This window comes from Alterotamlana spongicola (assembly GCF_035818475.1).
Taxonomy (GTDB): Bacteria; Bacteroidota; Bacteroidia; order Flavobacteriales; family Flavobacteriaceae; genus Cognatitamlana.
In genome coordinates this window covers 2,536,120-2,560,560 of the sequence record NZ_JAYMGV010000001.1, presented here as the reverse complement: position 1 = coordinate 2,560,560, position 24,441 = coordinate 2,536,120, and the positions used below count along the sequence as shown (strand labels likewise).

Annotated in this window: 24 protein-coding genes; 13 read left to right on the top strand and 11 right to left on the bottom strand. The window is 33.6% G+C overall.

Annotation, left to right across the window (positions count from 1 at the left end; translation table 11 throughout):
* Positions 1-120 precede the first annotated feature (120 nt).
* A complete protein-coding gene (locus tag VOI54_RS11055) occupies positions 121-2,160 on the bottom strand; it encodes a dipeptidyl-peptidase 3 family protein (protein ID WP_326282849.1) in 2,040 nt (679 codons plus the stop codon).
* Positions 2,161-2,348: 188 nt separating this feature from the next.
* On the opposite strand from VOI54_RS11055, the gene VOI54_RS11050 reads away from it, so the two are divergent.
* The 3 genes from VOI54_RS11050 (at position 2,349) to VOI54_RS11040 (ending at position 4,344) form a co-directional block, all read left to right on the top strand.
* A complete protein-coding gene (locus tag VOI54_RS11050; protein ID WP_326282848.1) occupies positions 2,349-3,371 on the top strand; it encodes an SRPBCC family protein in 1,023 nt (340 codons plus the stop codon).
* A gap of 1 nt (position 3,372) precedes the next feature.
* Positions 3,373-3,738, top strand: coding sequence for a fluoride efflux transporter CrcB (gene crcB, locus VOI54_RS11045; RefSeq protein WP_326282847.1), 366 nt, complete (start codon positions 3,373-3,375; stop codon positions 3,736-3,738).
* Between the two features lie 366 nt (positions 3,739-4,104).
* On the top strand, positions 4,105-4,344 hold the full coding sequence (locus VOI54_RS11040) for a hypothetical protein (RefSeq protein ID WP_326282846.1): 240 nt from the start codon (positions 4,105-4,107) through the stop codon (positions 4,342-4,344).
* On the opposite strand, the gene VOI54_RS11035 is transcribed toward VOI54_RS11040, so the two are convergent.
* Positions 4,341-4,946 (bottom strand): DUF1684 domain-containing protein, encoded by a 606-nt coding sequence (locus tag VOI54_RS11035; protein WP_326282845.1) that lies wholly within the window; start codon positions 4,944-4,946, stop codon positions 4,341-4,343. The two genes, VOI54_RS11040 and VOI54_RS11035, sit on opposite strands and share 4 nt — an antisense overlap.
* Positions 4,947-5,399: 453 nt before the next feature.
* Here VOI54_RS11035 and VOI54_RS11030 point away from each other — a divergent pair, with 453 nt between their 5' ends.
* The 3 genes from VOI54_RS11030 to VOI54_RS11020 are packed head-to-tail and all read left to right on the top strand — an operon-like array spanning position 5,400 to position 7,976.
* Positions 5,400-6,629, top strand: a complete 1,230-nt coding sequence (locus tag VOI54_RS11030) for an MFS transporter (protein ID WP_326282844.1) — start codon at positions 5,400-5,402, stop codon at positions 6,627-6,629.
* Positions 6,626-7,597: a YpdA family putative bacillithiol disulfide reductase gene (locus VOI54_RS11025; protein WP_326282843.1), complete on the top strand. Its 972-nt coding sequence runs from the start codon at positions 6,626-6,628 to the stop codon at positions 7,595-7,597. The genes VOI54_RS11030 and VOI54_RS11025 overlap by 4 nt, the downstream gene beginning before the upstream one ends.
* A 1-nt stretch (position 7,598) precedes the next feature.
* Positions 7,599-7,976: a VOC family protein gene (locus VOI54_RS11020; RefSeq protein WP_326282842.1), complete on the top strand. Its 378-nt coding sequence runs from the start codon at positions 7,599-7,601 to the stop codon at positions 7,974-7,976.
* 54 nt (positions 7,977-8,030) lie between these two features.
* Here VOI54_RS11020 and VOI54_RS11015 read toward each other — a convergent pair whose 3' ends face one another.
* Entirely contained in the window at positions 8,031-8,474 is a 444-nt protein-coding gene (locus VOI54_RS11015) for an Lrp/AsnC family transcriptional regulator (protein ID WP_326282841.1), read from the bottom strand.
* Between the two features lie 123 nt (positions 8,475-8,597).
* On the opposite strand from VOI54_RS11015, the gene VOI54_RS11010 reads away from it, so the two are divergent.
* Positions 8,598-8,993 (top strand): hypothetical protein, encoded by a 396-nt coding sequence (locus tag VOI54_RS11010; RefSeq protein WP_326282840.1) that lies wholly within the window; start codon positions 8,598-8,600, stop codon positions 8,991-8,993.
* A 96-nt stretch (positions 8,994-9,089) separates the two neighbouring features.
* Here the strand turns inward: VOI54_RS11010 and VOI54_RS11005 are convergent, their stop codons facing one another.
* Together VOI54_RS11005 and VOI54_RS11000 are read right to left on the bottom strand one after the other, a co-directional pair.
* On the bottom strand, positions 9,090-9,227 hold the full coding sequence (locus VOI54_RS11005; RefSeq protein ID WP_326282839.1) for a hypothetical protein: 138 nt from the start codon (positions 9,225-9,227) through the stop codon (positions 9,090-9,092).
* Between the two features lie 220 nt (positions 9,228-9,447).
* Complete coding sequence (locus tag VOI54_RS11000) at positions 9,448-12,882, bottom strand: methylmalonyl-CoA mutase family protein (RefSeq protein ID WP_326282838.1); 3,435 nt, start codon at positions 12,880-12,882, stop codon at positions 9,448-9,450.
* A gap of 147 nt (positions 12,883-13,029) precedes the next feature.
* Here VOI54_RS11000 and purU point away from each other — a divergent pair, with 147 nt between their 5' ends.
* Together purU and VOI54_RS10990 are read left to right on the top strand one after the other, a co-directional pair.
* Entirely contained in the window at positions 13,030-13,884 is an 855-nt protein-coding gene (purU, locus tag VOI54_RS10995) for a formyltetrahydrofolate deformylase (protein WP_326282837.1), read from the top strand.
* Positions 13,885-13,992: 108 nt separating this feature from the next.
* The gene (locus tag VOI54_RS10990) at positions 13,993-14,700 is read left to right on the top strand and encodes a DUF4197 domain-containing protein (RefSeq protein WP_326282836.1); all 708 of its coding nucleotides are present in this window, start codon (positions 13,993-13,995) and stop codon (positions 14,698-14,700) included.
* A gap of 20 nt (positions 14,701-14,720) precedes the next feature.
* Here the strand turns inward: VOI54_RS10990 and VOI54_RS10985 are convergent, their stop codons facing one another.
* Complete coding sequence (locus tag VOI54_RS10985) at positions 14,721-15,227, bottom strand: hypothetical protein (protein WP_326282835.1); 507 nt, start codon at positions 15,225-15,227, stop codon at positions 14,721-14,723.
* Positions 15,228-15,407: 180 nt separating this feature from the next.
* On the opposite strand from VOI54_RS10985, the gene VOI54_RS10980 reads away from it, so the two are divergent.
* The 3 genes from VOI54_RS10980 to VOI54_RS10970 all read left to right on the top strand — a co-directional run bounded on the left by VOI54_RS10980 (position 15,408) and on the right by VOI54_RS10970 (position 16,099).
* Positions 15,408-15,605: a Lacal_2735 family protein gene (locus VOI54_RS10980; RefSeq protein WP_326282834.1), complete on the top strand. Its 198-nt coding sequence runs from the start codon at positions 15,408-15,410 to the stop codon at positions 15,603-15,605.
* Positions 15,606-15,684: 79 nt separating this feature from the next.
* Positions 15,685-15,876 (top strand): Lacal_2735 family protein, encoded by a 192-nt coding sequence (locus tag VOI54_RS10975; protein ID WP_326282833.1) that lies wholly within the window; start codon positions 15,685-15,687, stop codon positions 15,874-15,876.
* 76 nt (positions 15,877-15,952) lie between these two features.
* Positions 15,953-16,099 carry a hypothetical protein gene (locus VOI54_RS10970; RefSeq protein WP_326282832.1) on the top strand — a complete coding sequence of 49 codons (147 nt, stop codon included), beginning with the start codon at positions 15,953-15,955 and terminating at the stop codon, positions 16,097-16,099.
* 167 nt (positions 16,100-16,266) lie between these two features.
* Here the strand turns inward: VOI54_RS10970 and VOI54_RS10965 are convergent, their stop codons facing one another.
* From VOI54_RS10965 to VOI54_RS10950, 4 genes are all read right to left on the bottom strand, one after another.
* Complete coding sequence (locus VOI54_RS10965; RefSeq protein ID WP_326283157.1) at positions 16,267-17,589, bottom strand: sulfatase-like hydrolase/transferase; 1,323 nt, start codon at positions 17,587-17,589, stop codon at positions 16,267-16,269.
* 305 nt (positions 17,590-17,894) lie between these two features.
* Positions 17,895-19,745, bottom strand: coding sequence for a TonB-dependent receptor domain-containing protein (locus VOI54_RS10960; RefSeq protein ID WP_326282831.1), 1,851 nt, complete (start codon positions 19,743-19,745; stop codon positions 17,895-17,897).
* 57 nt (positions 19,746-19,802) lie between these two features.
* On the bottom strand, positions 19,803-20,636 hold the full coding sequence (locus VOI54_RS10955) for a Plug domain-containing protein (protein ID WP_326282830.1): 834 nt from the start codon (positions 20,634-20,636) through the stop codon (positions 19,803-19,805).
* 58 nt (positions 20,637-20,694) lie between these two features.
* Positions 20,695-22,656, bottom strand: coding sequence for a glycoside hydrolase family 3 protein (locus tag VOI54_RS10950; RefSeq protein ID WP_326282829.1), 1,962 nt, complete (start codon positions 22,654-22,656; stop codon positions 20,695-20,697).
* Between the two features lie 153 nt (positions 22,657-22,809).
* On the opposite strand from VOI54_RS10950, the gene VOI54_RS10945 reads away from it, so the two are divergent.
* On the top strand, positions 22,810-23,586 hold the full coding sequence (locus VOI54_RS10945; RefSeq protein ID WP_326282828.1) for an NUDIX hydrolase: 777 nt from the start codon (positions 22,810-22,812) through the stop codon (positions 23,584-23,586).
* Positions 23,587-23,645: 59 nt separating this feature from the next.
* On the opposite strand, the gene VOI54_RS10940 is transcribed toward VOI54_RS10945, so the two are convergent.
* On the bottom strand, positions 23,646-24,437 hold the full coding sequence (locus VOI54_RS10940) for an ABC transporter substrate-binding protein (RefSeq protein WP_326282827.1): 792 nt from the start codon (positions 24,435-24,437) through the stop codon (positions 23,646-23,648).
* Between the last annotated feature and the right edge of the window lie 4 nt (positions 24,438-24,441).

The window sequence follows — 24,441 nt, the reverse complement described above, 5'->3', positions numbered from 1 at the left end:
ATTTATCATTAGTGTTCTAATAGTGGTTAACCTAATTTTACTAGCTTTTAGTGTGAATAAAAAAACAGACCCCTAAATAATTTAGAGTTCTGCTTCTTTATCCGATGTATTTTTGGGGTGCTAGTTAACCTCTGGTAAAAAATTATAGTTTGTACTATAATCCAACATTTGACCGGGAAATGTATCCGGTTGAGTAACTTTTACACTAATTATTTCTCCTTGTTCATTTTTTTCAGCAACTAAAACGGGGTTAACAAAACCACTATAAGGTGCAGATTTAAACTGCTTATTACGCTCTAAAACCTCAGCGTGAATTTGTTGATCAACTTTCACACCATACCCCTCTACTAAAGCTTCAACAGCTACAAAGTCACCTTCTGATTTTATACGTTGAGTTTCACGTAATAATTGTCCAAAAAGCTCACGAAGTTTAACATAATCCTTTATGTTAAAATAGGTTTTTCCATCTCTATTTACTTTTTCAATAACATTATCAGCCTGCCCCTTCTCAAAAACCCAAGCCGAGATCCATTGCCTGTTTCGCATATGAGCTTCCTCTACGTCATCTCCTAAATTCAATCTAATTAATTGCATCATCAAACCGTTGCGGATATACCCATCATAGGCGGCTTTACCTACAGCTTCCCAATCTTTAACCAATCCTAATTCCTGGAGTTTTGTATCATACAGGTAGTATAAAGCTACTAAATCTGCGCGCCCCTCTTCTAAAGTTGAGGCGTAATTTTTCAACGTTTCTTTTGTTTCCCCTACACCAGGGTTTAACTGTCCCGATGCATGGCCAACAACTTCATGTAAAGCCGTATGTAATTTATCAGCCAACTGTCCATGTTTTTCTTCCAGTTCTAATTCTTCATCATCATGAACAAACTCTTTTAAACGCCCGGTGCTTCCTGCATTATTATAGGCATTTGTTATATTTCCTAAAGAAACTGATTTACTACCTACAGCGGCACGTATCCAATTCGCATTAGGTAAGTTAACACCAATTGGAGTACTTGGTGAGGCGTCTCCGGCTTCGCCGGCTACATTAACAACTTTATACGTTACACCAACTACATTTTTCTTTTTATGCTCATCCATTAATGGTGAATTATCTTCAAACCATTGTGCGTTCTCAGACAATACAGCCATTTTTTGTGACATATCAAAATCTTTTACCTGTATAATAGATTCGTAAGACCCTCTATATCCAACAGGATCATTGTAGACTTCAATAAAACTATTGATGTAATCAATATTTCCTTCTGTGGCAGCAGTCCAGGCTACATTATAATCATCCCAGGTTTGTAAGTCGCCTGTATTATAATAGTCTATTAATAAACCTAAAGCTTCGCCTTGCTCTTTATTTTCAGCAACACTTTTAGCAAGCTCTAACCACTTTACAATTTCATCAATGGCTGATCCATATAACCCACCTGATTTATACACTCGCTCCTTTAACTCTCCATCTACTTTTACTAGTTGAGAGTTTAAACCAAACGATAACGGTTTTTCAGGGTCAGGAGATATCTTTGTTTTGTAAAATGCCTCTACATCTTTATTCGTAACATCAACTCCATAAAAATTTACTGCAGACAACAGTACATTATCAATTCCCTTAGCCAGATTAACTTTCTTAGCATCTTCATCATTAAAAATAACGTCAAAAGCTTCACCTTCTAAGGAAGTATTGGTCTCTGCTAATAATCCTTTCAAATACTCTGAAGAAAACTCTGGCTTTAATTTATCGTTTGAATAATGGTGGTGTATTCCGTTACTAAACCAGACACGCTTCAAGTATACCTCAAAAGCTTTCCAATTATTAGACGTTTTATCGCCTTTGAAATTAGTGTAAACATTTTCCAAAGCTTCTCTAATTTTGAGGTTATACCTGTAATTTTGATCCCACATAATATCTCTACCGGATAATCCCGCTTGAGTTAAGTAGTATACCAGTTTTTGCTCTTTTAATGTTAACTTTTCCCATCCGGGAATTTGATATCGTAATATTTTGATATCTGCAAATTGTTCTACATTATAATTAAAAGAAGCAGGAATTTCTTTTACTGGATTTTCACTGATTTTTTTAGCTTTATCATTGTTACATGCCAATAAAAAACTGCCAATTAGTATTAAACTTAAGATAGATTTTAGTCTCATAGGATTTAAAATATATTTCAATTACTTATAAAAATTTAGTCAAAAACATTATTGTTATTATTAATTAAAACGAAAAACAACAATTTAACTATTAAATACTCATTAATAATTGTGCAAATGTAATAATTTATCAATCAAAATATAAAATTGACTATCTTTGATTTATAAAATTTTACAAAACCAAAACAATGAAGGCGTTTAAGTATATTTTATTCTTATTACTGATAGCTATAATAGGTATGGCAATTTATATTGCCGTTCAGCCAAATGAATTTAATTTTTCCAGAAGCCGTGTAATTAAAGCGCCTGCTTCATTAGTATTTAATCAGGTAAATGATTTTAAAAACTGGCCAAGGTTTTCACCATGGATTGAGCAAGAACCTAATGCAAAATTGACCTACGGAGAAAAAACTTCTGGTATAAATGGCTATTATTCCTGGAATGGAGAAATTCTTGGAGAAGGTAAGATGACAACCTCTGCTATTGAAATTGATAAATCTATTGCACAGCGCATTCAGTTTATTAAACCTTTTGAATCTGAATCTGATATTGATTGGGCTTTTGAACAAACAGATGAAGGCACTAAAGTCACTTGGGGAATGAAAGGCAAACAAGATTTTATGACTAAAATGTATACTACTTTTGCCGGTTCCGTTGAAGAAAATACGTCTCCTGATTTTGATAGGGGACTTTTCAAACTTGACAGTATTGTAACTGTTGACATGAAAAAGTATAGCGTAAATGTTAATGGTATAACACAGCATGGCGGCGGTTTTTATATTTACAACACTACATCTTGTAAAATATCTGATCTGGCTAATAAAATGCAAGATATGTTACCCAAAGTTGGTGCATATGCTATGAACAATAATATTAAAATGGCAGGAGCTCCATATGTATACTATCACAAATGGGATGAAGAAAATAATGCCGCAATGTTTTCTTGTTGTGTGCCTACTACTGAAAAAATCATATCATCTGATCCGGAAATTTTAACCGGCCAGCTAAAACCATTTAAAGCACTTAAAACAACTTTAAATGGTCATTATGAAAATTTAAAAGAAGCCTGGGAAACTGCTATGAAATATATACCTGAAAATGGTTTAGAAATTGCAGAAAATGCTCCTATGCTTGAAACCTATTTAACAGATCCTATGAAGACACCTAATCCTGCAGGTTGGGTTACAGAAATATATATTGCTATAAAATAATATGAAGCAATTAGCATTAGTCTTCATTGGTGGAGGGTTTGGAAGTGTTTTGAGGTATATTATTGGTAAGTTTCTTAATAGTAGCGAAACTGGCATTCCTTATGGCACCTTTGCTGCTAATATATTAGGGAGTTTACTTATTGGTATTATTTTGGGCTTTGCAGCAAAAAATGATGCGCTTACTCCAAACCATACCCTGCTTTTAGCAACAGGGTTTTGTGGCGGTTTTACAACCTTTTCTACTTTTGCTTATGAAAATCATGTGTTTTTAAAATCCGGTGATTTTTTAAGTTTTGCTATTTACACTATTGCCAGTTTTATTATCGGCTTTCTTGCAGTTTTTGCAGGAATGTATTTAGTAAAATAGCTTCTTGTTTTTTAAGACAAAATCAGAAAACAGAAGTACAACACTATTTTATATTTTAAGTAAAACCCTACAAACCTTCGTTTGTTTATTTCTAATTCATTTATAAAAACTTGTATATAAAATCGCATCTTTTTTTAATTATTGAAATAATTATACCTAAGCACAATTTGTAAGAACAGTCTTCGTTATAAAATATAAAACTTGGCCCCTTAAATTGTTTTATATACTATGTTACAATTGAAAAATTAGCAACAAAAAAGAAGTACCTAATATCTATAAATTGAACTAAAAAAAAACCTACAAAAGTTACCATATGGTAATTTTTTTAACCTACGTAATTTCTACCTTGCTTATATAATATAACCTATGAGAAAAAAAGTTATGACTTTTATTAAGAAACAAAGAAAACTAATCTTAATATTAATTTTACTTGGTGCGTTAGTCCTTTTAGGGCTTGACATACGGGATTTACTAAATAACGGAATAAGTGATAAAAAGATCACTACCGCACAGCTTTCAGAACTATTTGTTATAGTCCTATTGATATTTGGACTATTCTGGGAATTATATGCCGTAAAAAATAATAAATCAGATACTCTAAACTAATGCTTATCAAACACTTTAACTCCAGCCTCAATTTTGGTTTTCAAATAATTTTCTCTGGGTACAATTGGACATGAGTACTTATCATTATAAGCGCAATATGGGTTATAAGCTTTGTTAAAATCAATTATCATAATATTACCTTCCGGTATTTTAGCATCAATATAACGGCCACCTCCATAGCTTTCTATTCCATTAGTTTCATCCAGAAAGGGTAAAAACAGATAGTCTTCAAACCCCTCTTGGGTTATTAGCTCTTTACCCTGATAAATGTTTAGCTGGTGTTGTTCCCCTTTTAAAGTAAAAGACAGTACCCCGTAAATACGTTCTTCTGAAACCCTATCAGTTGTGGTCTTCATTTTAAACCATTCAGAATCCGGAGTACGCTTTAAGGTCGCTTTTACCACATAAATAGAATCAAACTTAAAAAAATCTAAACCTTCAAAATGTTTTCTATCTTCCTTTTTTAAAGGAGATGTTGTAGCATCTTTATATTCCGCATTAAGTTGCCTTTGAAATTCTGTTTCGCCTTTTAGCGGCCTTTTATCCTGACCACAGGCCAAAACAAACATCATGAGAAACAGGGCTAAAAATTTAATTTTCATTGTTTTACAATTTATTTTCCAAGCTTAAATGGTAAACAGTAAGTTCTAAACTGTTACATCATACCTTTCCCCTTACCTACCAAATAAAAAGTCGCATACTTTACAAAGCGAAGATATTAAAATAAGGTATAGTTGATACTATAAAAACTTTTTCTAAAAATTTAAATTCTAAATTTTTGCATTCTAAAAGTACAACTTCCAAAAATTTTGCCTAGTTTTGGAACTTCAAAACAAATAAAAATGCGTCATAACGTCACAATTTATAGAAAGCAATGGACCTCTTGTTTAAAGACAAGAAGTTGGGCTTATTATGTATTGTGGTGATATGAATATAATATATTACAATATGTAAAAGTCCGACTGAGAAGTCGGACTTTTTGTTTTTGGTCAAATTTAACTTTGAATTAAAATTTAGTGTGCGAAATAAGAATTGAAATTGTAAAATAAGAACAAATGAAAACGTTATTCAACAATTACCTGAACACTTTTAAAGGTCTATCTCTTGAGGTATGGTGGCTGGCATTAATAACACTTATAAATAGAGCAGGAACCATGGTAATTCCTTTTTTATCGCTCTATTTAACAAAAAGCCTTGACTTTACTTTAAGTGATGTGGGATGGATAATGAGTATGTTTGGGCTCGGTTCTGTGGTTGGGTCCTGGTTAGGTGGTAAACTAACGGATAAGATTGGCTATTACAAGGTTATGAGCTACAGTCTTGTTTTAACTGGAATTCTATTTATAGTTTTGCAATTTTTAACCTCCTTTGCAGCATTTTGTTTTGGCATCTTTATGGTTATGCTAGTTGCTGATAGTTTTCGTCCTGCAATGTTTGTGGCTTTAAGTGCCTATAGTAAACCACAGAACAAAACACGATCAGTAACCTTAATACGATTAGCTATTAATCTGGGATTCTCTGCCGGTCCTGCTATTGGTGGAATTATTATCACAACACTAGGTTATGGCGGATTATTTTGGGTAGATGGCATTACTTGTATTTTGGCAACCTTAGTTTTAATTAATGTTTTAAACCCTAAAAAGGCAAAAACTCTGGATGAAGTTATTAATAAAAATCCTAAATCGGCTTATGGAGATAAAGCGTTTTTAATTTTTCTGTTGGCTATGGTACTTTTTGGCGTGGTGTTTCTACAATATTTTTCAACAATGCCATTATATTATAAAGATGTTCATCATTTAAGCGAACTGGATATTGGTATCATTTTAGGAATGAACGGTTTTCTGATTTTTGTTTTTGAAATGCCCTTAATTAAATGGCTGGAAAACACAAGATTTACAAAATCTGGTTTAATGCTATTTGGTGCAGGACTTACAGGTCTAAGTTTTTTTATATTAAATCTTACATCCTGGAGTGGCATTTTAATTATTGGTATGCTATTAATGACGTTTGGAGAAATGATTGCTTTTCCTTTTTCTAATGCATTTGCTATGGATAGAGCAAAAAAAGGAAATCAAGGTGAGTATATGGCATTGTACACTATGGCCTTTTCTATAGCTCATATATTTGGCCATAATACCGGTATGAGAATGGTCGATTATTTAGGTTTTGATAACACATGGTTCATCATTACCTTACTAGCGGCACTTTGTGTATTTTTGCTGTTTCTCTTAAGCCAATACTTAAACGCTAAAAAGAAATTGAAGCATAAAAAAATCATACTTTGAAAATAGAAAAAACGGATATAGTCATTATTGGAGGCGGCCCCATAGGAATAGCCTGTGCTTTAGAGTGTAAGAAAAGAAATTGGAATTATGTGGTAATTGAAAAAGGAACGTTAACAAATTCCTTATTCAATTACCCAAAAAACATGACTTTTTTTTCTACTTCTGAAAAATTAGAGATAGATGACATTCCCTTTATTAGTAACAACCCTAAACCTAATAGAGATGAGGCTTTAGAATACTATAGACGGGTTGTTTTATCAAACCAATTAAATATTAATTTGTATGAATCTGTAAATTCTGTAAAAAAGGAACATGGACATTTTATAATCTCCACAAATAAATCCAATTACCAATCAAATCAAGTCATTATCAGTACAGGGTTTTATGACATCCCAAAGCTTTTAAATGTACCCGGAGAACATTTAAACAAAGTCACTCATTATTATAAAGAAGCTCACAATTATACTTTACAGGATATTGTTATTGTAGGCGCCAGTAATTCTGCTGTTGACGCTGCTTTGGAAATTTATAGAAAAGGAGGAAGAGTTACCATGGTTGTTCGTGGAGAACAAATTGGAGAACGGGTAAAGTATTGGGTAAGGCCAGATATTATTAATCGTATTGAAGAAGGTAGTATAAAAGCTTATTTTAATTCTGAAATTATTGAGATCACCAAAAATCAGGTCATTATTAAAACTGCTGATGACATTAAAACATTACCAAATGATTATGTAATTGCACTTACAGGGTACCTACCTGATTTTGAATTATTAAAAAATAGTGGCATCCAATTATCACAGGAAGGAAAACACAGTCCTGAATATAACAAAGACACTATGGAATCTAATATAAAGGGACTATACCTTGCAGGTGTAATATGTGGCGGTAAAGAAACACATAAATGGTTTATTGAGAATTCCAGAATACACGCTAAATTAATTGCTGAACATATTGAAAATTTAAACTAATATGAATTTAAACCAAATCACCATACCGTCATTAGATGTTGCAAAAGCAACGGCCTTTTATAAAAACTTAGGATTACACTTAATTGTTGATGCTCTGCCCAGATACGTTAGGTTTGAATGCCCTAATGGCGATGCTACATTTTCTATCCATAAAGTTGAAAACCTGGCAGAAGGCCATGGCATCACTATTTATTTTGAAGAAGAAAATTTAGACGATTATGTTGCTGAGTTACAAAAAAAAGGTATTGTGTTCAACCAATTACCTGAAGATAAGTCCTGGTTATGGCGCGAAGCACATTTGTATGACCTTGATGGAAATCACATCATTATATATCACGCCGGTAAAAACCGAAAAAATCCGCCATGGCGAATCCATTAATCATGGAGAGTACTGATAACTGGTTGGGGGTAGTTTTTCAATAAAAAAACAACTTTATTTAATAGGAATCACTTCCTTTTGCTTAACGACTCTGGATAATACAATTTGAGTTTTTGATTCACCATAAGTTATGAGCTGGTCAATGAATGTCTCTAGATGCTTTTGATTTTTTAGTACCACCTCCATAACTATATTCTCATCTCCGGTAATTCTATAACAATTTATTACCTCATCATAGGTTTTAACCTTTTCTAAAAAAGGTTTTAGTTTTCCCATAAAAGCTCTTAAAGTGATGATTGCTTTTAATTGATATCCAATTTCAAACGGAGACACAATAGCCTTATAACCTTCTATAATCCCCATATCTTCCATTTTTTTTATACGCTCTGATACGGCAGGGGAACTTATGCCTACCTGCCTTCCAATTTCAGCATTAGAGAGCTTAGCATTTTGCTGTAAACACTTCAAAATCTTAACATTAAGGGCATCAACGCTCATTTAAAAGAATTTTAACATTAAATACTTACTTTTTAAAGCAAATATACAATATTACTTTAAAATCAAAAGTTGAGTTTCATCTCTTGTGTGTAATTTTGAATAAATTGCTTAGAGAAAAATAACATGTTAACTAATACCCCATCAAACCTATCGGAATTACCGATTTATCAAAAAGCACTGGAGATTTTTGCATTATCGCAAAACATTTCCCTGTACCTAAGTAATGACTTAGCCCCCTTAAAACCAGATGGCTCTGAAGATAATAATATTTATTTTTCAGGAGACATAGTACAGCAATCTGTTTCGCTTGCCCCGGAAATTTTAAATGCTGAATTAGAACGCCATTCTGAAAGAAAGTATAAACACATTGCATCTTTAAAACGTTTAACCAATAGGCTTTACAAAAACTCCTATAGATTAGAGCGTTCTAATAGTAATGGTAAAGATTTTTTACCTATTCTAAGAAGCGAACTAAAGAAGTTCAAAAAGCTTCAAAGTTCCTGGATGCTAACCTTATAAAAATCAATAGCTAAATTTTTAGAATCCATGTATAAAAAAACCCCAAGGCACATTATAAAGTCTTGAGGTTAACTTGCTATTTATCCAGTTCATTTACTACATTAATAAACCGGTCTTTATATTAATTATACATCCTTCTGATAAATAATACTTTTCAGATTTAACCGTATTTACCAGCCAGTCTAAATAGTTCTTAGACTTTCTTTTAAACTTGTACTTGAGCTTTGTTTTCATAGGTCTAAATTTTTAATTTTTGGGATAAGCAATGCCAAATTATCGCCTTGCCTTATATCAATTTACACCTAGATTCCCTGAATTAAAAAAATGGTAAAAAAAACTAGTTTAATGGGATATATACGTCTATAAGGTGTTTTATTTTGTAAAAAAACAAGATAAAACACCATCAAAACCCTAAAAGAGAACGTTTTATGTTTAATAAACTTGAATAACCAATTTACATATTCCGCCTGTATTGCCCACCTACCTCAAATAAAGCCTTGGTAATTTGACCTAAAGAACAGACTTTACACACTTCCATTAATGATTCAAAGATATTCTCATTATTAACAGCCTTATTCTGTAATTGCTTCAACAGCCCTTCTGTATTGTTATGCTCATGAAGTTGTTTTAAGGTGTTGATCTGTAATTGTTTTTCTTCTTCTGTGGCTCTAATAACTTCAGCAGGCAAAACCGTTGGAGAGCCTTTACTACTTAAAAACGTATTCACGCCAACAATAGGAAACTTACCATTATGCTTTAAGGTTTCATAATACAGACTTTCTTCCTGGATCTTACTACGCTGGTACATAGTTTCCATTGCCCCTAATACACCTCCCCTGTCTGTAATCCTATCAAACTCCAATAATACCGCTTCTTCAACCAGATCAGTTAGTTCTTCAATAATAAATGAACCTTGAGTAGGGTTTTCATTTTTTGTTAGTCCTAATTCTTTATTAATAATAAGCTGAATAGCCATCGCCCGGCGTACAGATTCTTCTGTTGGTGTAGTAATGGCCTCATCATAAGCATTAGTATGTAATGAGTTACAATTATCGTAAATAGCGTATAGTGCTTGAAGTGTAGTACGAATATCATTAAAATCAATCTCCTGAGCATGCAGGCTACGTCCCGATGTTTGAATATGATACTTCAACATTTGGGCTCTATCATTGGCTCCATACTTATATTTCATTGCCTTAGCCCAAATTTTACGAGCTACACGTCCAATAACAGCATATTCCGGATCAATACCATTTGAGAAGAAGAAAGACAGGTTAGGACCAAATTTATTAATATCCATACCTCTGCTCAAATAATATTCAACATAAGTAAATCCGTTTGATAAAGTTAATGCCAATTGCGTAACCGGATTGGCTCCAGCTTCTGCTATATGGTACCCTGAAATGGATACCGAATAAAAATTCCTAACGTTGTTTTCAATAAAATACGCCTGTATATCTCCCATTAAACGCAAGGCAAATTCTGTTGAAAATATACAGGTATTTTGTGCCTGATCTTCTTTTAAAATATCAGCCTGTACTGTACCTCTAACCTGGGTTAACGTTTTTTCCTTAATATTTTCATAAACCTGTTCAGGCAATACCTGATCTCCCGTAACACCCAAAAGCATTAACCCCAAGCCGTCATTCCCTTCCGGTAATTTACCTTGGTATTGTGGTCTTTTTTTGCCCTTATAAATTTCTTCTATTTTTGTTTCTACGGTTTTTTCTAAGTTATTTTCTTTAATGTAAATTTCACATTGCTGATCAATAGCTGCATTCATAAAGAACCCTAATAGCATGGGAGCCGGGCCATTTATGGTCATACTAACCGATGTCATAACATCTGCCAAATTAAAACCGGAATACAACTTTTTTGCATCATCTAAACAACAAATAGACACACCAGCATTTCCAATTTTACCATATATATCAGGACGGTAATCCGGATCGTTACCATAAAGGGTCACACTGTCAAAGGCTGTAGATAATCGTTTTGCCGGCAAACCGGTACTTACATAATGAAATCGCTTATTAGTGCGTTCCGGCCCACCTTCACCGGCGAACATTCTGGCTGGATCTTCTCCTGTTCTTTTAAAAGGATACAGCCCCGATGTAAATGGGAACTCACCAGGTACATTTTCCTGAAGACTCCACTTGAGAATATCTCCCCAGGCTTCATATTTAGGTAAAGCAACTTTAGGGATTTGTGTATGTGATAAAGACTCCGTATGTGTATCTATTTTTATTTCTTTATCTCTGACTTTAAATGTATAAATAGGGTTTTTATACCTCTCAACTTTTTCATTCCACACTGTAATAATGTCCCAATTACCTGGTTTCAAACGCTTTTTCATCTGGTCAAATTCTGAAAGGAGAAGGCTTAAAAATGGCTTTCTGTCATCCTTAACCTGTTTCAAAATCTCATCTTGACCTAACCCAGATTCCCCTAAATAGATGTGTTCATCTTCTTTTGGAATATCAACAACTAGGCAAATCGTTTTATATATACCATAAAGTTTTTGTGCAACTTCAATCTGGCTTTTGGCTTTTTTATCATAGGTTCTGTTATTTTCTGCTATTTCTGATAAATATCTGGACCTGGAAGGAGGAATAACAAAAATCTTTTCACTCATTTCATTAGAACCGGAAAAACTTGATTTTAAATCAATCTCAGGCATTTCATCTAACTTATTCATAACCGCCCTATAAAGCATGTTCATTCCTGAGTCATTAAATTGAGAAGCTATAGTACCAAACACTGGCAATTGATCCTGGGGCACATCCCAAAGGTTATTATTACGCATGTATTGCTTTCTTACATCACGCAAGGCATCTAACGCGCCTCTTTTATCAAATTTGTTAATGGCTACTAAATCCGCAAAATCAAGCATATCAATTTTTTCCAATTGCGTAGCTGCACCAAACTCAGGGGTCATAACATAAAGTGACACATTAGAATGTTCGATAATTTCAGTATCAGACTGTCCAATGCCGGAAGTTTCCAAGATTATAAGATCAAATTCAGCTGCCTTTAAAACCTCTATAGCTTCATTAACATGCTTTGAAAGGGCCAAGTTAGACTGACGTGTTGCCAGGCTTCGCATATACACTCTGGGAGAATTAATAGCATTCATTCTAATCCTATCTCCTAGCAAAGCACCTCCAGTTTTTCTTTTTGAAGGATCAACAGAAATAATACCTATCGTTTTCTTAGGAAAGTCAACTAAAAACCGCCTAACCAATTCATCTACCAAACTGGACTTACCTGCTCCGCCAGTTCCGGTGATACCCAATACCGGCGTATTTGAGTTTTTGTTTTTAATATGGATTTTTTCTAAAGTTTCCTTAGCAACTTGCGGAAAATTTTCAGCTGAAGAAATCACCCGGGCTATTTTACCGAAATCCTGATTTTTCAAATCAACCAAATCAACATCTAATGCATTGCCAATAGCAAAGTCAGCTTGCTTTATCAAATCATTGATCATCCCTTGAAGCCCCATTTCACGACCATCATCTGGTGAATAAATTCGTGCAATGCCATAATCCATTAAGTCTTTAATCTCTGAGGGAAGAATGACGCCACCACCACCACCAAAAATTTTAATATGCTCTGCTCCTTTTTCTTTTAAAAGGTCAAACATATATTTAAAATACTCGTTATGCCCCCCTTGATATGAAGTCAGGCAAATGGCATTCACATCTTCCTGAATAGCTGTATTTACGACCTCTTCAACGCTTCTATCATGTCCTAAATGAATCACTTCTACCCCTGTTGCCTGTATAATACGCCTCATAATGTTTATTGAAGCATCATGACCGTCAAAAAGTGAAGCTGCGGTAACTATGCGAACTTTATGCTCAGACTTATAAGGTTTTTGTTGTATCATTCGTAAATATTATTCAGATTTTGCATTGCAATTTACGAAATATTCAAAAAAATAAATCATTTACTTATGATTATCTAAAATTATTATCAAGATCCCGTCTTAGACTTTTTTAAGCTAATTTTGAGCGATTAAAGTTATCATATTCTTATGAATAAAATTACAATACTTATACACTGTAAAGACCAACCAAACATTATAGCCTCTATCACCAATTTCATTGCTAAAGAGGGGGGGAATATTGTTTACATAGACCAGTACGTTGACAGAGAGCAGAATATCTTTTTTATGCGTTTAGAAAGTGAATTTCAATCTGAGTCATTTTCAACCAACGCTTTTAAAGCGATGTTTAAAAGTGATTTAGCCGAAAAATTCAATATGAAATGGCGGGTCTATTCCTCAGAAAAAAAACCAAAAATGGCCTTGTTCATTTCTAAATACGATCATTGTTTGTATGATTTACTTGGCAGATATAATTCAGGAGAGCTTAATTTAGAAATTCCATTTATTATCAGTAACCATAATGATTTAAAATCTATTGCCGATAGTTTCAATATTCCGTTTTATCATATTCCGGTGACTAAAGACACCAAACAGGAAGCAGAAAACAAGCAGTTACAGTTGTTAAAAGAACATCAAATAGATTTTGTTGTTCTGGCAAGGTACATGCAAATTGTTTCAGAAAAACTGATTAGTGAATACCCTAATAAAATTATAAATATTCACCATTCATTTTTACCGGCTTTTGTTGGTGCAAAGCCTTATCATTCTGCGTACAAACGTGGTGTGAAAATTATAGGAGCTACAAGCCATTATGTCACAGAAGAACTTGATGCCGGTCCAATAATAGAACAAGACGTAACTCGTGTTTCCCATGCTCATGAGATCACAGATTTAATTACAAAGGGACGAGATCTGGAGAAAGTCGTATTAGCCAATGCTGTTAAACTACATGCCGACAGAAAAGTGATGGTATACAATAATAAAACCGTAATTTTCACTTAATATTAACCCTGAAGAACAAATTAATATACTTAATATTGTGACAACCACAATTTGTTTCGTGTCTTAATAGACGAATAATACATTTGATAAACCTAAAACCCAATACCTATGGTCCGTAAACTTTTTACCTTATTCTTAATTTTTAGCCTTAGCTCATGTGCAGAATTACAACAAGTTGTTAACCAACTACCTCAAGGAGGCATAGCTATTGGTAATGATGAAATTGCCTCCGGGTTAAGACAAGCTCTGGATTTTGGAATTGAAAAACAAGTAAGCAAACTTACCCAAGCCGATGGCTTTTATAAGAACGATTTGGTAAAAATCTTATTACCGGAAGAGCTACGCAAAGTAGACAAAGCTTTAAGAGATATTGGTTTAGAAAGCTTAGCCGATGAAGGTTTAAAAGCTCTTAACAGAGCCGCTGAAGATGCCGTAAAAGAAGCAACTCCTATTTTTATTGATGCCGTTAAGGGTATCACCTTTTCTGATGCTAAAAACATTTTAATTGGAGATGATGATGCGGCAACACAGTACTTAACCTCAAAAACACAGACAGCGCTTTACAATAAGTTTAATCCTGTTATTAAAGGTTCTTTCAATAAAGTTGGTGCCGATAAAATTTGGACCAACTTAATTAACAAATACAACAGTATTCCTTTTACAAACAAGGTTAATCCTGATCTAACAGATTATGTAACGGATGAAGCTTTAAAAGGGGTGTATACCATGATTGCCGTTGAAGAAAAAGAAATCAGAACGAAACTATCCTCAAGGACAACCGAGTTATTACAAAAGGTCTTTGCTTTACAGGATTAATAGAGATAAAAAAACATCTGTTATTCGGTCTTTTTATATAAGCCATCAAAAGCTACCGTTACTTCTGTGTCATTGGTGATTGTTTCCCAATATTGACGCACTGAACCGTCATTATTTAAAGTCCATGTAACCTTATGAAAATATGGGTTTCCATCTTTATTCTTTGAGACAGCCGTTTTTAGTATCATTTGGTTGCCTTTTCTATTTCCTTTTAGATGTAAATTTCCGCCCTGATTATCAATCCAAATTTGTTCCCATTGCCGGGAGGAACTGTTATAAAAATTATTACTGGTACCGGTATAATGGCCTTGTGCACTTACCCAATTTTCTCTTAAAATACATTGCCCTTGAATTTTATCAATGGTATTGGTTCCAGCCAAACTACCATCAGGTTTTGTAACCGTCCATTTTCCTATCCAAAAGTCAAATTCGCCATGCTTTACCGTACAACATTTACAATCATCATTTTGAGCACTTCCAATAAACACAATGAATAAAATTAATATTAAGTTCAAAAATTGCCTCATAATAAAATCCGGTTTGGTTAGTATCTAAAGCTAACAAAATTCACAAATTTCTCATGCTGATTAACATAACATTATCAAAATAAAGTAATAAACGCCTTACTAACCATATAATTCCTTAGCATTTTGTTTTAAAAATTCAAATAAAAAATGTATATTTAAATACTTGTTTATCAGTCATAAATGGAAAGAATTGACGACATAAAAAACAACCATGACTTACTCAGTAAGAAATATAAATCCCTTATTGAACAGGCTTATAATTTTCGTCAAACAGATTCTGCTCTAAGCGATATTTCTGAGTATAACGCCATTAAACTACTGGATAAACTTAATAGATTTAAATACCTATACAGAGAACAGCTCAAATCTGTTATTTAATTTTTTATCATTTTTTTAACCTTTTGTTGAAGTCTGTAAGCCAGAGTTCCCACGTATTTTATATATAAAAATCAATGATATGGATACACATATAAAAATTCAACAAAACAAAATTAAAGTAAAGTATAAGCAACTCATAGAGCAAGCTTATAATTTCAGGCAAATAGATGCTGCCTTAAGTGATATTTTAGAGTATCAGGCTATGAAATTACTTAACAAGCTTAATGGATTAAAATATTTACACAGAGAGGTAGCCGTAGTTACCATATAAATTTATCATTTTTTAACCTTTTAATGACATCTAAATAAGGTATTTACCCGTACTTTATATAAAGAAAAAGAACGTTATGAACACTCAATTTTGTAGAGTTGGAAAAATTAAGCCCAACCTAAGCAAACTTTTAAGTTTAAAAGAATTGGAAAACAGAATCACAAACTTTGTAGATGATACTACAAAAGTTGATTATTCTGAAGATTTAAACAACGCCTATTAAATCTAAATCCAAACCTCAAATATAATCTCCGTCTACAGGTATAAATGTAGTATTGGAAGCCATCTTCTTATGCTTTTTTCATTCACCTTTATATGATTTGATAAAGTAAGCATGTAGCACGTAAAACTACGGCATGCTATGTATGTATCATCATCACACACAATATCTTATTTCCCAATCCATCCTCTTGGGTTCAATTTTAACGCTTCTGTTTTCCGATCTAACTTCTCTTTCATTTTCTTGGCTATAGCAGGATATTTTTTTATTAAATTATGAGATTCATTATCTAATAACATATCACTCAATTGTGGTTTCACGGTTTGCACCATTCCAAAGCCTTTAAATACTGGAACAGCATTAAAGCCTCCTGTATGATATTTATAGCTTTTATTTCTAATTCCTTTTACTTCTCCAGTCCATGCACTCGTGTAATATAGCTCTTGATGCGGAGAATTTTTGCCTTTCAAAACCGGCATGATATCTTTTCCATCTATTTCACGGTCTTTAGGTAACGGAAGATCAAGTAAGTTGAGTATTGTTGGAAATACATCTATATTCATAGACATTTCTCCAGTAACCAAACCTCTTGGTAGATTATTCTTCCAGCTGACTATCATTGGGACCTTTTGACCTCCATCATAGCTTTGGGTTTTTCTCCCTCTTAGACCTCCTGAACTTCCATTATAATCAGCCCCATTATCACTGGTTATGAATACCAAGGTATTCTCTTCAAGCCCATTATCTGCTATAGCCTCCATTACGGTCTGTACACTCCTATCTAAATCTTCAACAACATCTCCATATAACCCTCCTCTTGATTGTCCTGAATTATTTTTTGATGCAAAATGTGGCACATGTGGAAATGAATGAGCAAAATACAGGAAAAAAGGCTTATCCTTATGCTTTGATATAAACTTAACAGCTTCCTTAGTGTACTTTTCAGTTAACTGTGTTTGATCAATCCCTGCTATTTTCAATGGAGATTCCGGATCAAAATAAGAAGAAGCCCCACTTACTAATTTAGTTTTATCTTCTTCTTCAATAACTTCATTTCTATAAATATGAAGTGGTAGCATATCATTACTATATCTAACACCATAATATGAATCAAAACCAAAATCATTGGGTAAATGCCCTTTAACATCTCCTAAATGCCATTTGCCTAGCATCCCCGTTTGGTATCCGGCTGCCTTAAAAATTTCAGGAAGAAGTATTTCATCTCTTGGCAATTCATTTGCTTTCCCCATAAATTTTCTAAATTTTGATCCCACATGACCTTCCGGCATATAAACATGGTCTCCTGCCTTTGCTCTTAAAGGTAATCTTCCTGTTAGCAACCCTACTCTTGAAGGTGTACAGACTGGCGAACTTGAATAAAAATTAGTCATTTTCACACTATGACTGGCAATACTGTCTATACAGGGTGTTTCAATAAGTTGGTTACCATAACAACTCAAATCTCCATAACCTAAATCATCAAACAAAATAATGATAATATTAGGTCGCTTAGATCCTTTCTTCTTAAGAGATTTTAAATAGGATAACTTGTGTGTTAAGTGAGTAGGAGTTGCAGGTTTGTATGCATTTACTTTAAACGGAATCCAAATATAAAAGAAGCACAGAGCAATAACTATAACAATAGCAATTATATAACCTAAACTTTTAATAAATACATTCCATATTTTAAGAAGTGTTTTTAATGCTTTTTCATTTTCTTTTACATTACCCTCAGCAGATATAAATCTTCTTTCAATTCATATCTACTCAGTGAGGGCTTATGTTTTTTAATTAAAAATTATTTGCCGAAATTATACTTCAAGCTTGTAAATAATGAAAATGGGAAGTTCCTTCTTCCTATTCTAGGTTTTCCATCTGAAGCATCAATATCAGCAAATTGATCTCCCCTGGTATTACCTGCCGTCAAAGCCACTTTATTAAACAAATTCGCTATATTAATATTGGCACTTAACTTTTTAGACAAATTATACCCTGCTCCACAATACACTTCTCCAAATTCTTTTATTTTAACATTATTAGCCGGTGTTGACCAACGGCTTCCATAGTAACGGTAACTCATAAATGCATTAAACTTTTTACTGTTATAAGACACTGTAAGGTCTCCTGTGATCTTTGGTGCGCGTTCTGCAACATTCCCTGACCAATCAAATGCTTGTCCCTCTACAATGGTTCCTGGATTTGCAACAAAATTAAAGTCTGTGTATTCCGCATCTTGATATGTAGAAATTAATTTAAGCAACCAATTATCAGAAAGCTTATACTGTGCTTCAATCTCAGCAGAGATGGTTCTGGTAGAGAAAAAAACATTTTGAGGAATTAATCCGCCACTTACTGCAGGAATAAAAATTTGGCTTGATGCATTATCAACAGATGCATATAATAATGATGTGAACAACGCAAAACTACTAGCTCCATATTTTAGACCTATTTCTCCTTGATAAATTAAACGATCTTCAACCTCCTTTAATGCATCAATGTCAACACCATCATTGGTATAGTCACCTAGTTTTATGCCGCTGTACCCCCGGCTCCCTCTGGCAAATAACGCTGTGGTTTTGTTCAATTTATAGTTAAAACCTACACTGGCTGCCCAATTACTCCCTTTATCATCAAATGGGTCAAATGCTCCTAAAGTATAGCCATTACCCCCTGTAATAACAGACCCTCCTTCTTTTATGGCCCTTGCTCCTTTAAGTGATTTATTATCAAAACGGAAGCCCAGATCTATTCTAAATTCATCTGACACCTTTATTTCATCTGATAAATACATAGAAAATGTATCTTCATCCCCATAAGCATCTGAAACTCCAGTGGGGTCAAACAACGCCAATGATGTAATTCCGGAACCAGGATTATCTGCGACTAAAATTCTTGGTGACTGCGTTACTTCTTTTGAGCTCAATGCCGACGAACTAAATGTTTTTAGTTTAAACTTAAAGTATTCAAAACCAATTGTAAGTGCGTTCCTTTCCGATTTTTTCACAAATTCCAGACGGTTTATTAAATTGTCATATTCATTATCATTAGCAGATAAAAATATTCCTTGTGAAAGCCCATTTCCATTAAGATTTGCAACATTATCTACTGCACTTCCATCTGTATAGTAATATGATCTGGAAGGATCTAATTCGCTAACGTCTGTGGAGAGATCAAAATCACTATTATGAGTAATGACATCAATTCTAAACTTATTGTTAAGTCTCCAATTGTTTCCTAAATCATATTTAAACTCTAAACCAAAAGAGGCCAATTCAGTATAAAACCCATCCTTTAGATCTCTGTTTATAGTTTGCCCGCCAGGTAATGTGTAACTATAATTAACATCATCTTTTGCAATAGCATTTCCTCCGGTCTTTAAGTCAAAACCGGGAATTTCTCCCAGGCTTCCATCTTTGTTAAATATATATGGAGAGGGCAAATTCCAATTAACACGGTCGTTTATAAACTTCCCGTATACTTTTAAAAAGCCTTTTTCAAAATGTTTTACCAAATTCCCTTTTATTTGCCCTCCTTTGTTTACTGAATAATCATATCCGTAAATTCCTTTATCATCTCTGTAAAAACCTCCAATATTATAATTTAAATTTTCGCTTATTGGTCCCCCAAAATCCATATCAATACGCTTCATGTTTTTATTAGGGTTATACGATAGTTTTACATCTCCGTTAAAAGTATTTGTTCCTTCTCAAGAAATATTATTTATAACGGCACCTGAAGCGCCCTGCATAACAATTGGTGCAGTTCCTCCTCTAATTGCTTCAACATTTTTCAAAGTAAGATCTGTTTTATAAAACTGATCTGGCGACGGCATGGAATTATACCCTGATTGAAAAACCGGCAGGCCATCTTCCATTAAGCCTACAAATCCGTAACCTCCAGCCTGCGGAAATCCTCTTACCCAAACATTTGCAGGCCCGTCCCCTCCGGTACTTTCTACCCAAAGGCCAGGGACTGCTTTTAATAAATCGGCATTATTACGGGCAACTCTTTGCTCCATTTGTACAGCATTCATGGTAGTAATGGCTACACTGGATTCAATCTTTTTTCTTGGATTTGCTGTACCTGTTAAAACAACTTCATCCAACGACATAATTTCTTCTTTTAGAACCATATTGAGTACATGACTATTAGTAGTTGTAAAATCAACTACTTGCCTAATAGTAGAATACCCGGTATATGATACAACTAAAGTTATATTAGCACCATCTATGTTATTTAGCTCAAAATTCCCGTCAAAATCTGTCGTCGTTCCATTGCTTGTTCCTTCAATAATAATATTTACACCTATCAAAGGCTCCCCATTACTATCTTTAGCCGTCCCTGAAATACTATTTTGCTGGCTGAACTCATTTATTTCAGAGGTACTTTCTACAAGATATAGATAGGAATATATAGCAGATGTGTTAGTAATGGCATGTATTTGCACTACCACTAGTAGTAATACTGTGAATTGTAGTTTCAAATAGACTCTTGGTAGTTTTTTAACAGAGCAATGTCTAATTGTGCTTATTAGTTTCATAAGTTATTTGTTTAGTTAGTTTATTGATTAGTAATATTTGATTAATTATAAAGACCTTCTATTTATAAGTTAAACCATGCCCAAAGGAGTATAATGGGTTTTCAGAATCATAAGGCAGGTCTTCCAATTGTTTTTGTACAGCCTCCCACGAAGATGGTAATTCAAAAGGCATTTTACCTGTAGGTGCTACTTTTCCAAAAAGCAGTTCTACCAATATTTCATCGGTCACTCCAAACTCGGCTAAAAGGGCACTGCTTTCCTTTTCTATTTCGGTTAAAATGGCAGGACGTTCTAAATTGACTACTACTATAGCGGGTTTTTGGGTTATTAATTCTAATAATTCTTTTTTCTCTTCCTCATCATAATATAACCTCCCCTGGTGAAAGAATCCTTCAAGAAAATATTCTGATCTGGGGTCAAAAGGGGTACGAATTCGAGTTAAAATCACATCTGCCTTTTCAGGTCTTTTTACTAATGAACCATAGCCCATTAATACTTTAGGATTAGTTAATCCTTCGGCATAAATCTTAACTCCTTTTTTTAAAGGTAATAATGATTTGTTCTTTAACAGAACAACCGATTTTTGTTGCGCTACTTTTCCTTTATCTCTGAATGTTTTGCTTCCTGCAATCTTCAAAGCTTTATTTTCGCTCACATAGGGATTATCAAACAATCCCAATTTAAATTTATCATGCAATACTCTTTTAACAGAAACATCTATACGTTCTTCACTAAGCGCACCTTCTTTTACCAACTCTACAATTAATTCGGGGTTGTTTTCACCTCCAAATTGGTCACAGCCTGCATCTAACACTTTTTTCATACGTTGCTTTGGAGTTAAATTTTCAACTCCCCAAGCACGGGCTTCTCCCAATTTACTATCACTAATTAAGTTCCAATCTGTACATACAACCCCTTGAAAATTTAAAGAGTCTCTAAGAAATTTCGTTATAATCGATTTATTAAACGCAAACGCAACATTCTCGTCAGTTTGCTCCATAGGAATCCCATAATACGGCATAATCTGAGCTGTCTTTGCCTTAAAAGCACCTTCTGTAAAGGGGATTACATGATAATCAAAATTATCACCAGGATATATTTGTTCTTTTCCATAAGGGAAATGAGGATCTTCTCCGTCTTTTTGAGGGCCACCACCGGAAAAATGTTTTGTCATACATGCCACGCTGGTCTTCCCTAATGAATCTCCCTGAAAACCCAAAACATATGCCTTTGTCATAATTGCAGACAGGTTAGCATCTTCTCCAAAAGTTCCATTATTTCTTCCCCAACGTGGTTCAGTGGCTAGATCTGCCATAGGATGTAATGCTAACCGGATTCCAACAGACAGATATTCTTGCCTGGCGATATCACCAAATTCACGTACTAAAACCGTATCTCTTGTTGCGGCTAAACCCAATGAACTTGGCCATTGTGAAAAAGAGGGCGTATATATAGAAGCTCCGGGATTATTTTCTGTACCGTGTCTTGGGTCTGTTGCAATAGTTATTGGAATTCCAAGCCGGGTACGTTCAGCCATTTTTTGAATAGCATTATTATATTTTGCCATCAAATTAGCTTCTAATGAACTTATTATATTAAAACTGTTCATTTTCTTTTTTGCAATCATTTCTGAATTTGTAGGCAGCATAAGAGACATAGCCACACTCAGCATATCAGTAGACAATATTGGCCCCTCAACAGGTTCTCCTTTTGGAGTTGCCCCAATCATGGTAACAAAAAGGGTTCCTGCTTTTTCTTCTATACTCATTTGGCTTATCAAATCATCAACCCTATCCTCCAAAGTTGCATTTACATCTTCATAAACATCGAGTTGTCCATTCTTATTTAAATCTCTAAAACCAATTCCATCTTTCTTAATCAATGGTGCCTCATTACCTAAAAGACTCATGTTTTTCTTAGAAAAATTTGATGCTTTAATTAGAAATACACTTCCAATTATTACCAATAGTATTAAAATACCAATCAGTACAATTCCGGTTATTTTTAAAATTTTCTTCATCCTATTGTGTTAATATGATACAATAGTAAATAAAAAATATTAATTAACCAATTTTTAATGTGTTAATTTCACACATTAATAAAAAAACCGTATATTTAATACCACATTAAACTTGAAAAACATTAGTTTTATGCTATGAATAAAAAAAATTCAATGAGTCTTTATAATGACAGTATTGTTGATTATTTAATTCCTGGGAATTCTATAGACTGTGTCATATTTGGTTATGAAGATCAGCTTTTAAAAATATTACTCCTCAAATGGAAAACTATTGATCTGTGGGCCTTACCCGGTGGTTTCATTTTAAAAAATGAAGATATGGATAAAGCTGCGCATCGTATTTTAAAAGACAGATCTGGATTAGACAATGTGTTTTTAAATCAATTTCACACCTTTGGAAATAAGAATCGTCGGGAATTACTTAACCAAAATATTCCTAAGGAAGTCGAGTCCTTTGAAAAAAATACAATAAAAGAACATCCAAGACTTGCCAAGTGGTTAGAACAGCGATTTATTACTACGGGATACTTTGCTCTGGTTGATATTAAAAAAGCAAAACCAATACCAGATGTTTTGAGTGATACATGCGAATGGGTTTCTGTTAATGAGTTGCCTGTATTAATATATGATCACAATCATATTATTAATACATGTTTAAAACATATTGCCATTCAGTTAAATTATTTACCGATTGGAATTTCTCTGCTTCCGAATAAGTTTACAATGCAGGATCTTCAAAGATTATATGAAGCCTTTTTGAATAAAAAATTAGAACGCAGTAATTTTCAAAGAAAAATGTTAAAACTTGATATATTTATTCGTTTGGAAAAACAATTAACAGGAGCGGCTAATAAAGCCCCTTATTTGTATAGTTTTAATAAATCCAAATACTTAGAACTTGTAAAAAAAGGTATTGGCTTCTCTTATTAATTATTTTTACCAGGCTTAAATATTACTTTTCTTCTTTAAATAATTGTTTGTTAAATTGCCTAAAGATTTAATCGGAGCATTTTAAAATATTTAAATGCTTTTAAAAGTCTGGAGCCAAACCAGGAAAACATTTCTCCGTCTGCTAATACTATTGTGGCATTAGGGTAGTATTGTTTTATTTCTTTTTTGTGTGATTCCTTAAAAGGAAAAGGTTCTGAAGACAATAAAACCAGATCTACTTTTTTTCCCGAATCTAAGGCCTTAAATTCAATTTCAGGATAACGCTCTTTATCCTTGTATATATTTTCAAACCTATTCAGTTCCAGTAAATAATTTATAAATGTGCTATTGGCTGCAACCATCCAAGGACTTCTCCAAATAAAATAAGCCACCTTCAGCACCGGTTTATTTTTAATAAAGTTTTGAAATTCTTCAATTTCATTTTTAATAGTATCTATTAGAACTGCAGCCTTTCTTTCTTTGTTAAAAATCTCTCCATACTGGCCAATTAACTCTAAACTGTCATTAATAGAAAGTATATCGGATACATGTACTACAGAAATTAACTCACAAGCCTTTACAATGGCTTTAGTATTTTCTTCTTTATTACATAAAATGATATCTGGCCGGAGCGCTTTAAGCTTATCTAAATGTATTTGTTTTGTCCCTCCTACCACAGTCGTTTCTGCTTTTACGTCACAAGGATGTACACAAAACTTGGTTATTCCCACTAATGAGCCTTTCAGCCCCAAATCACAAAGTAACTCGGTTTGACTAGGTACTAATGAGACAATGCGCTTAGGAACGCCTTTTAAATAAATGCTTCTGTTAAGTTGATCTTTGAAGGTCATAAGA

Coding starts and splice junctions, on each gene's coding strand:
- VOI54_RS11050 (WP_326282848.1), top strand. CDS start 2,349: ATGAAGGCGTTTAAGTATATTTTATTCTTATTACTGATAGCTATAATA.
- VOI54_RS11000 (WP_326282838.1), bottom strand. CDS start 12,882: ATGATACAACAAAAACCTTATAAGTCTGAGCATAAAGTTCGCATAGTT.
- VOI54_RS11015 (WP_326282841.1), bottom strand. CDS start 8,474: ATGAGCGTTGATGCCCTTAATGTTAAGATTTTGAAGTGTTTACAGCAA.
- VOI54_RS10990 (WP_326282836.1), top strand. CDS start 13,993: ATGGTCCGTAAACTTTTTACCTTATTCTTAATTTTTAGCCTTAGCTCA.
- VOI54_RS10940 (WP_326282827.1), bottom strand. CDS start 24,437: ATGACCTTCAAAGATCAACTTAACAGAAGCATTTATTTAAAAGGCGTT.
- VOI54_RS10985 (WP_326282835.1), bottom strand. CDS start 15,227: ATGAGGCAATTTTTGAACTTAATATTAATTTTATTCATTGTGTTTATT.
- VOI54_RS11035 (WP_326282845.1), bottom strand. CDS start 4,946: ATGAAAATTAAATTTTTAGCCCTGTTTCTCATGATGTTTGTTTTGGCC.
- purU (WP_326282837.1), top strand. CDS start 13,030: ATGAATAAAATTACAATACTTATACACTGTAAAGACCAACCAAACATT.
- VOI54_RS11010 (WP_326282840.1), top strand. CDS start 8,598: ATGTTAACTAATACCCCATCAAACCTATCGGAATTACCGATTTATCAA.
- VOI54_RS10975 (WP_326282833.1), top strand. CDS start 15,685: ATGGATACACATATAAAAATTCAACAAAACAAAATTAAAGTAAAGTAT.
- VOI54_RS10950 (WP_326282829.1), bottom strand. CDS start 22,656: ATGAAGAAAATTTTAAAAATAACCGGAATTGTACTGATTGGTATTTTA.
- VOI54_RS10960 (WP_326282831.1), bottom strand. CDS start 19,745: ATGAAGCGTATTGATATGGATTTTGGGGGACCAATAAGCGAAAATTTA.
- VOI54_RS11020 (WP_326282842.1), top strand. CDS start 7,599: ATGAATTTAAACCAAATCACCATACCGTCATTAGATGTTGCAAAAGCA.
- VOI54_RS11030 (WP_326282844.1), top strand. CDS start 5,400: ATGAAAACGTTATTCAACAATTACCTGAACACTTTTAAAGGTCTATCT.
- VOI54_RS11055 (WP_326282849.1), bottom strand. CDS start 2,160: ATGAGACTAAAATCTATCTTAAGTTTAATACTAATTGGCAGTTTTTTA.
- VOI54_RS11040 (WP_326282846.1), top strand. CDS start 4,105: ATGAGAAAAAAAGTTATGACTTTTATTAAGAAACAAAGAAAACTAATC.
- VOI54_RS10980 (WP_326282834.1), top strand. CDS start 15,408: ATGGAAAGAATTGACGACATAAAAAACAACCATGACTTACTCAGTAAG.
- VOI54_RS10970 (WP_326282832.1), top strand. CDS start 15,953: ATGAACACTCAATTTTGTAGAGTTGGAAAAATTAAGCCCAACCTAAGC.
- VOI54_RS10955 (WP_326282830.1), bottom strand. CDS start 20,636: ATGAAACTAATAAGCACAATTAGACATTGCTCTGTTAAAAAACTACCA.
- VOI54_RS10945 (WP_326282828.1), top strand. CDS start 22,810: ATGAGTCTTTATAATGACAGTATTGTTGATTATTTAATTCCTGGGAAT.
- crcB (WP_326282847.1), top strand. CDS start 3,373: ATGAAGCAATTAGCATTAGTCTTCATTGGTGGAGGGTTTGGAAGTGTT.
- VOI54_RS11005 (WP_326282839.1), bottom strand. CDS start 9,227: ATGAAAACAAAGCTCAAGTACAAGTTTAAAAGAAAGTCTAAGAACTAT.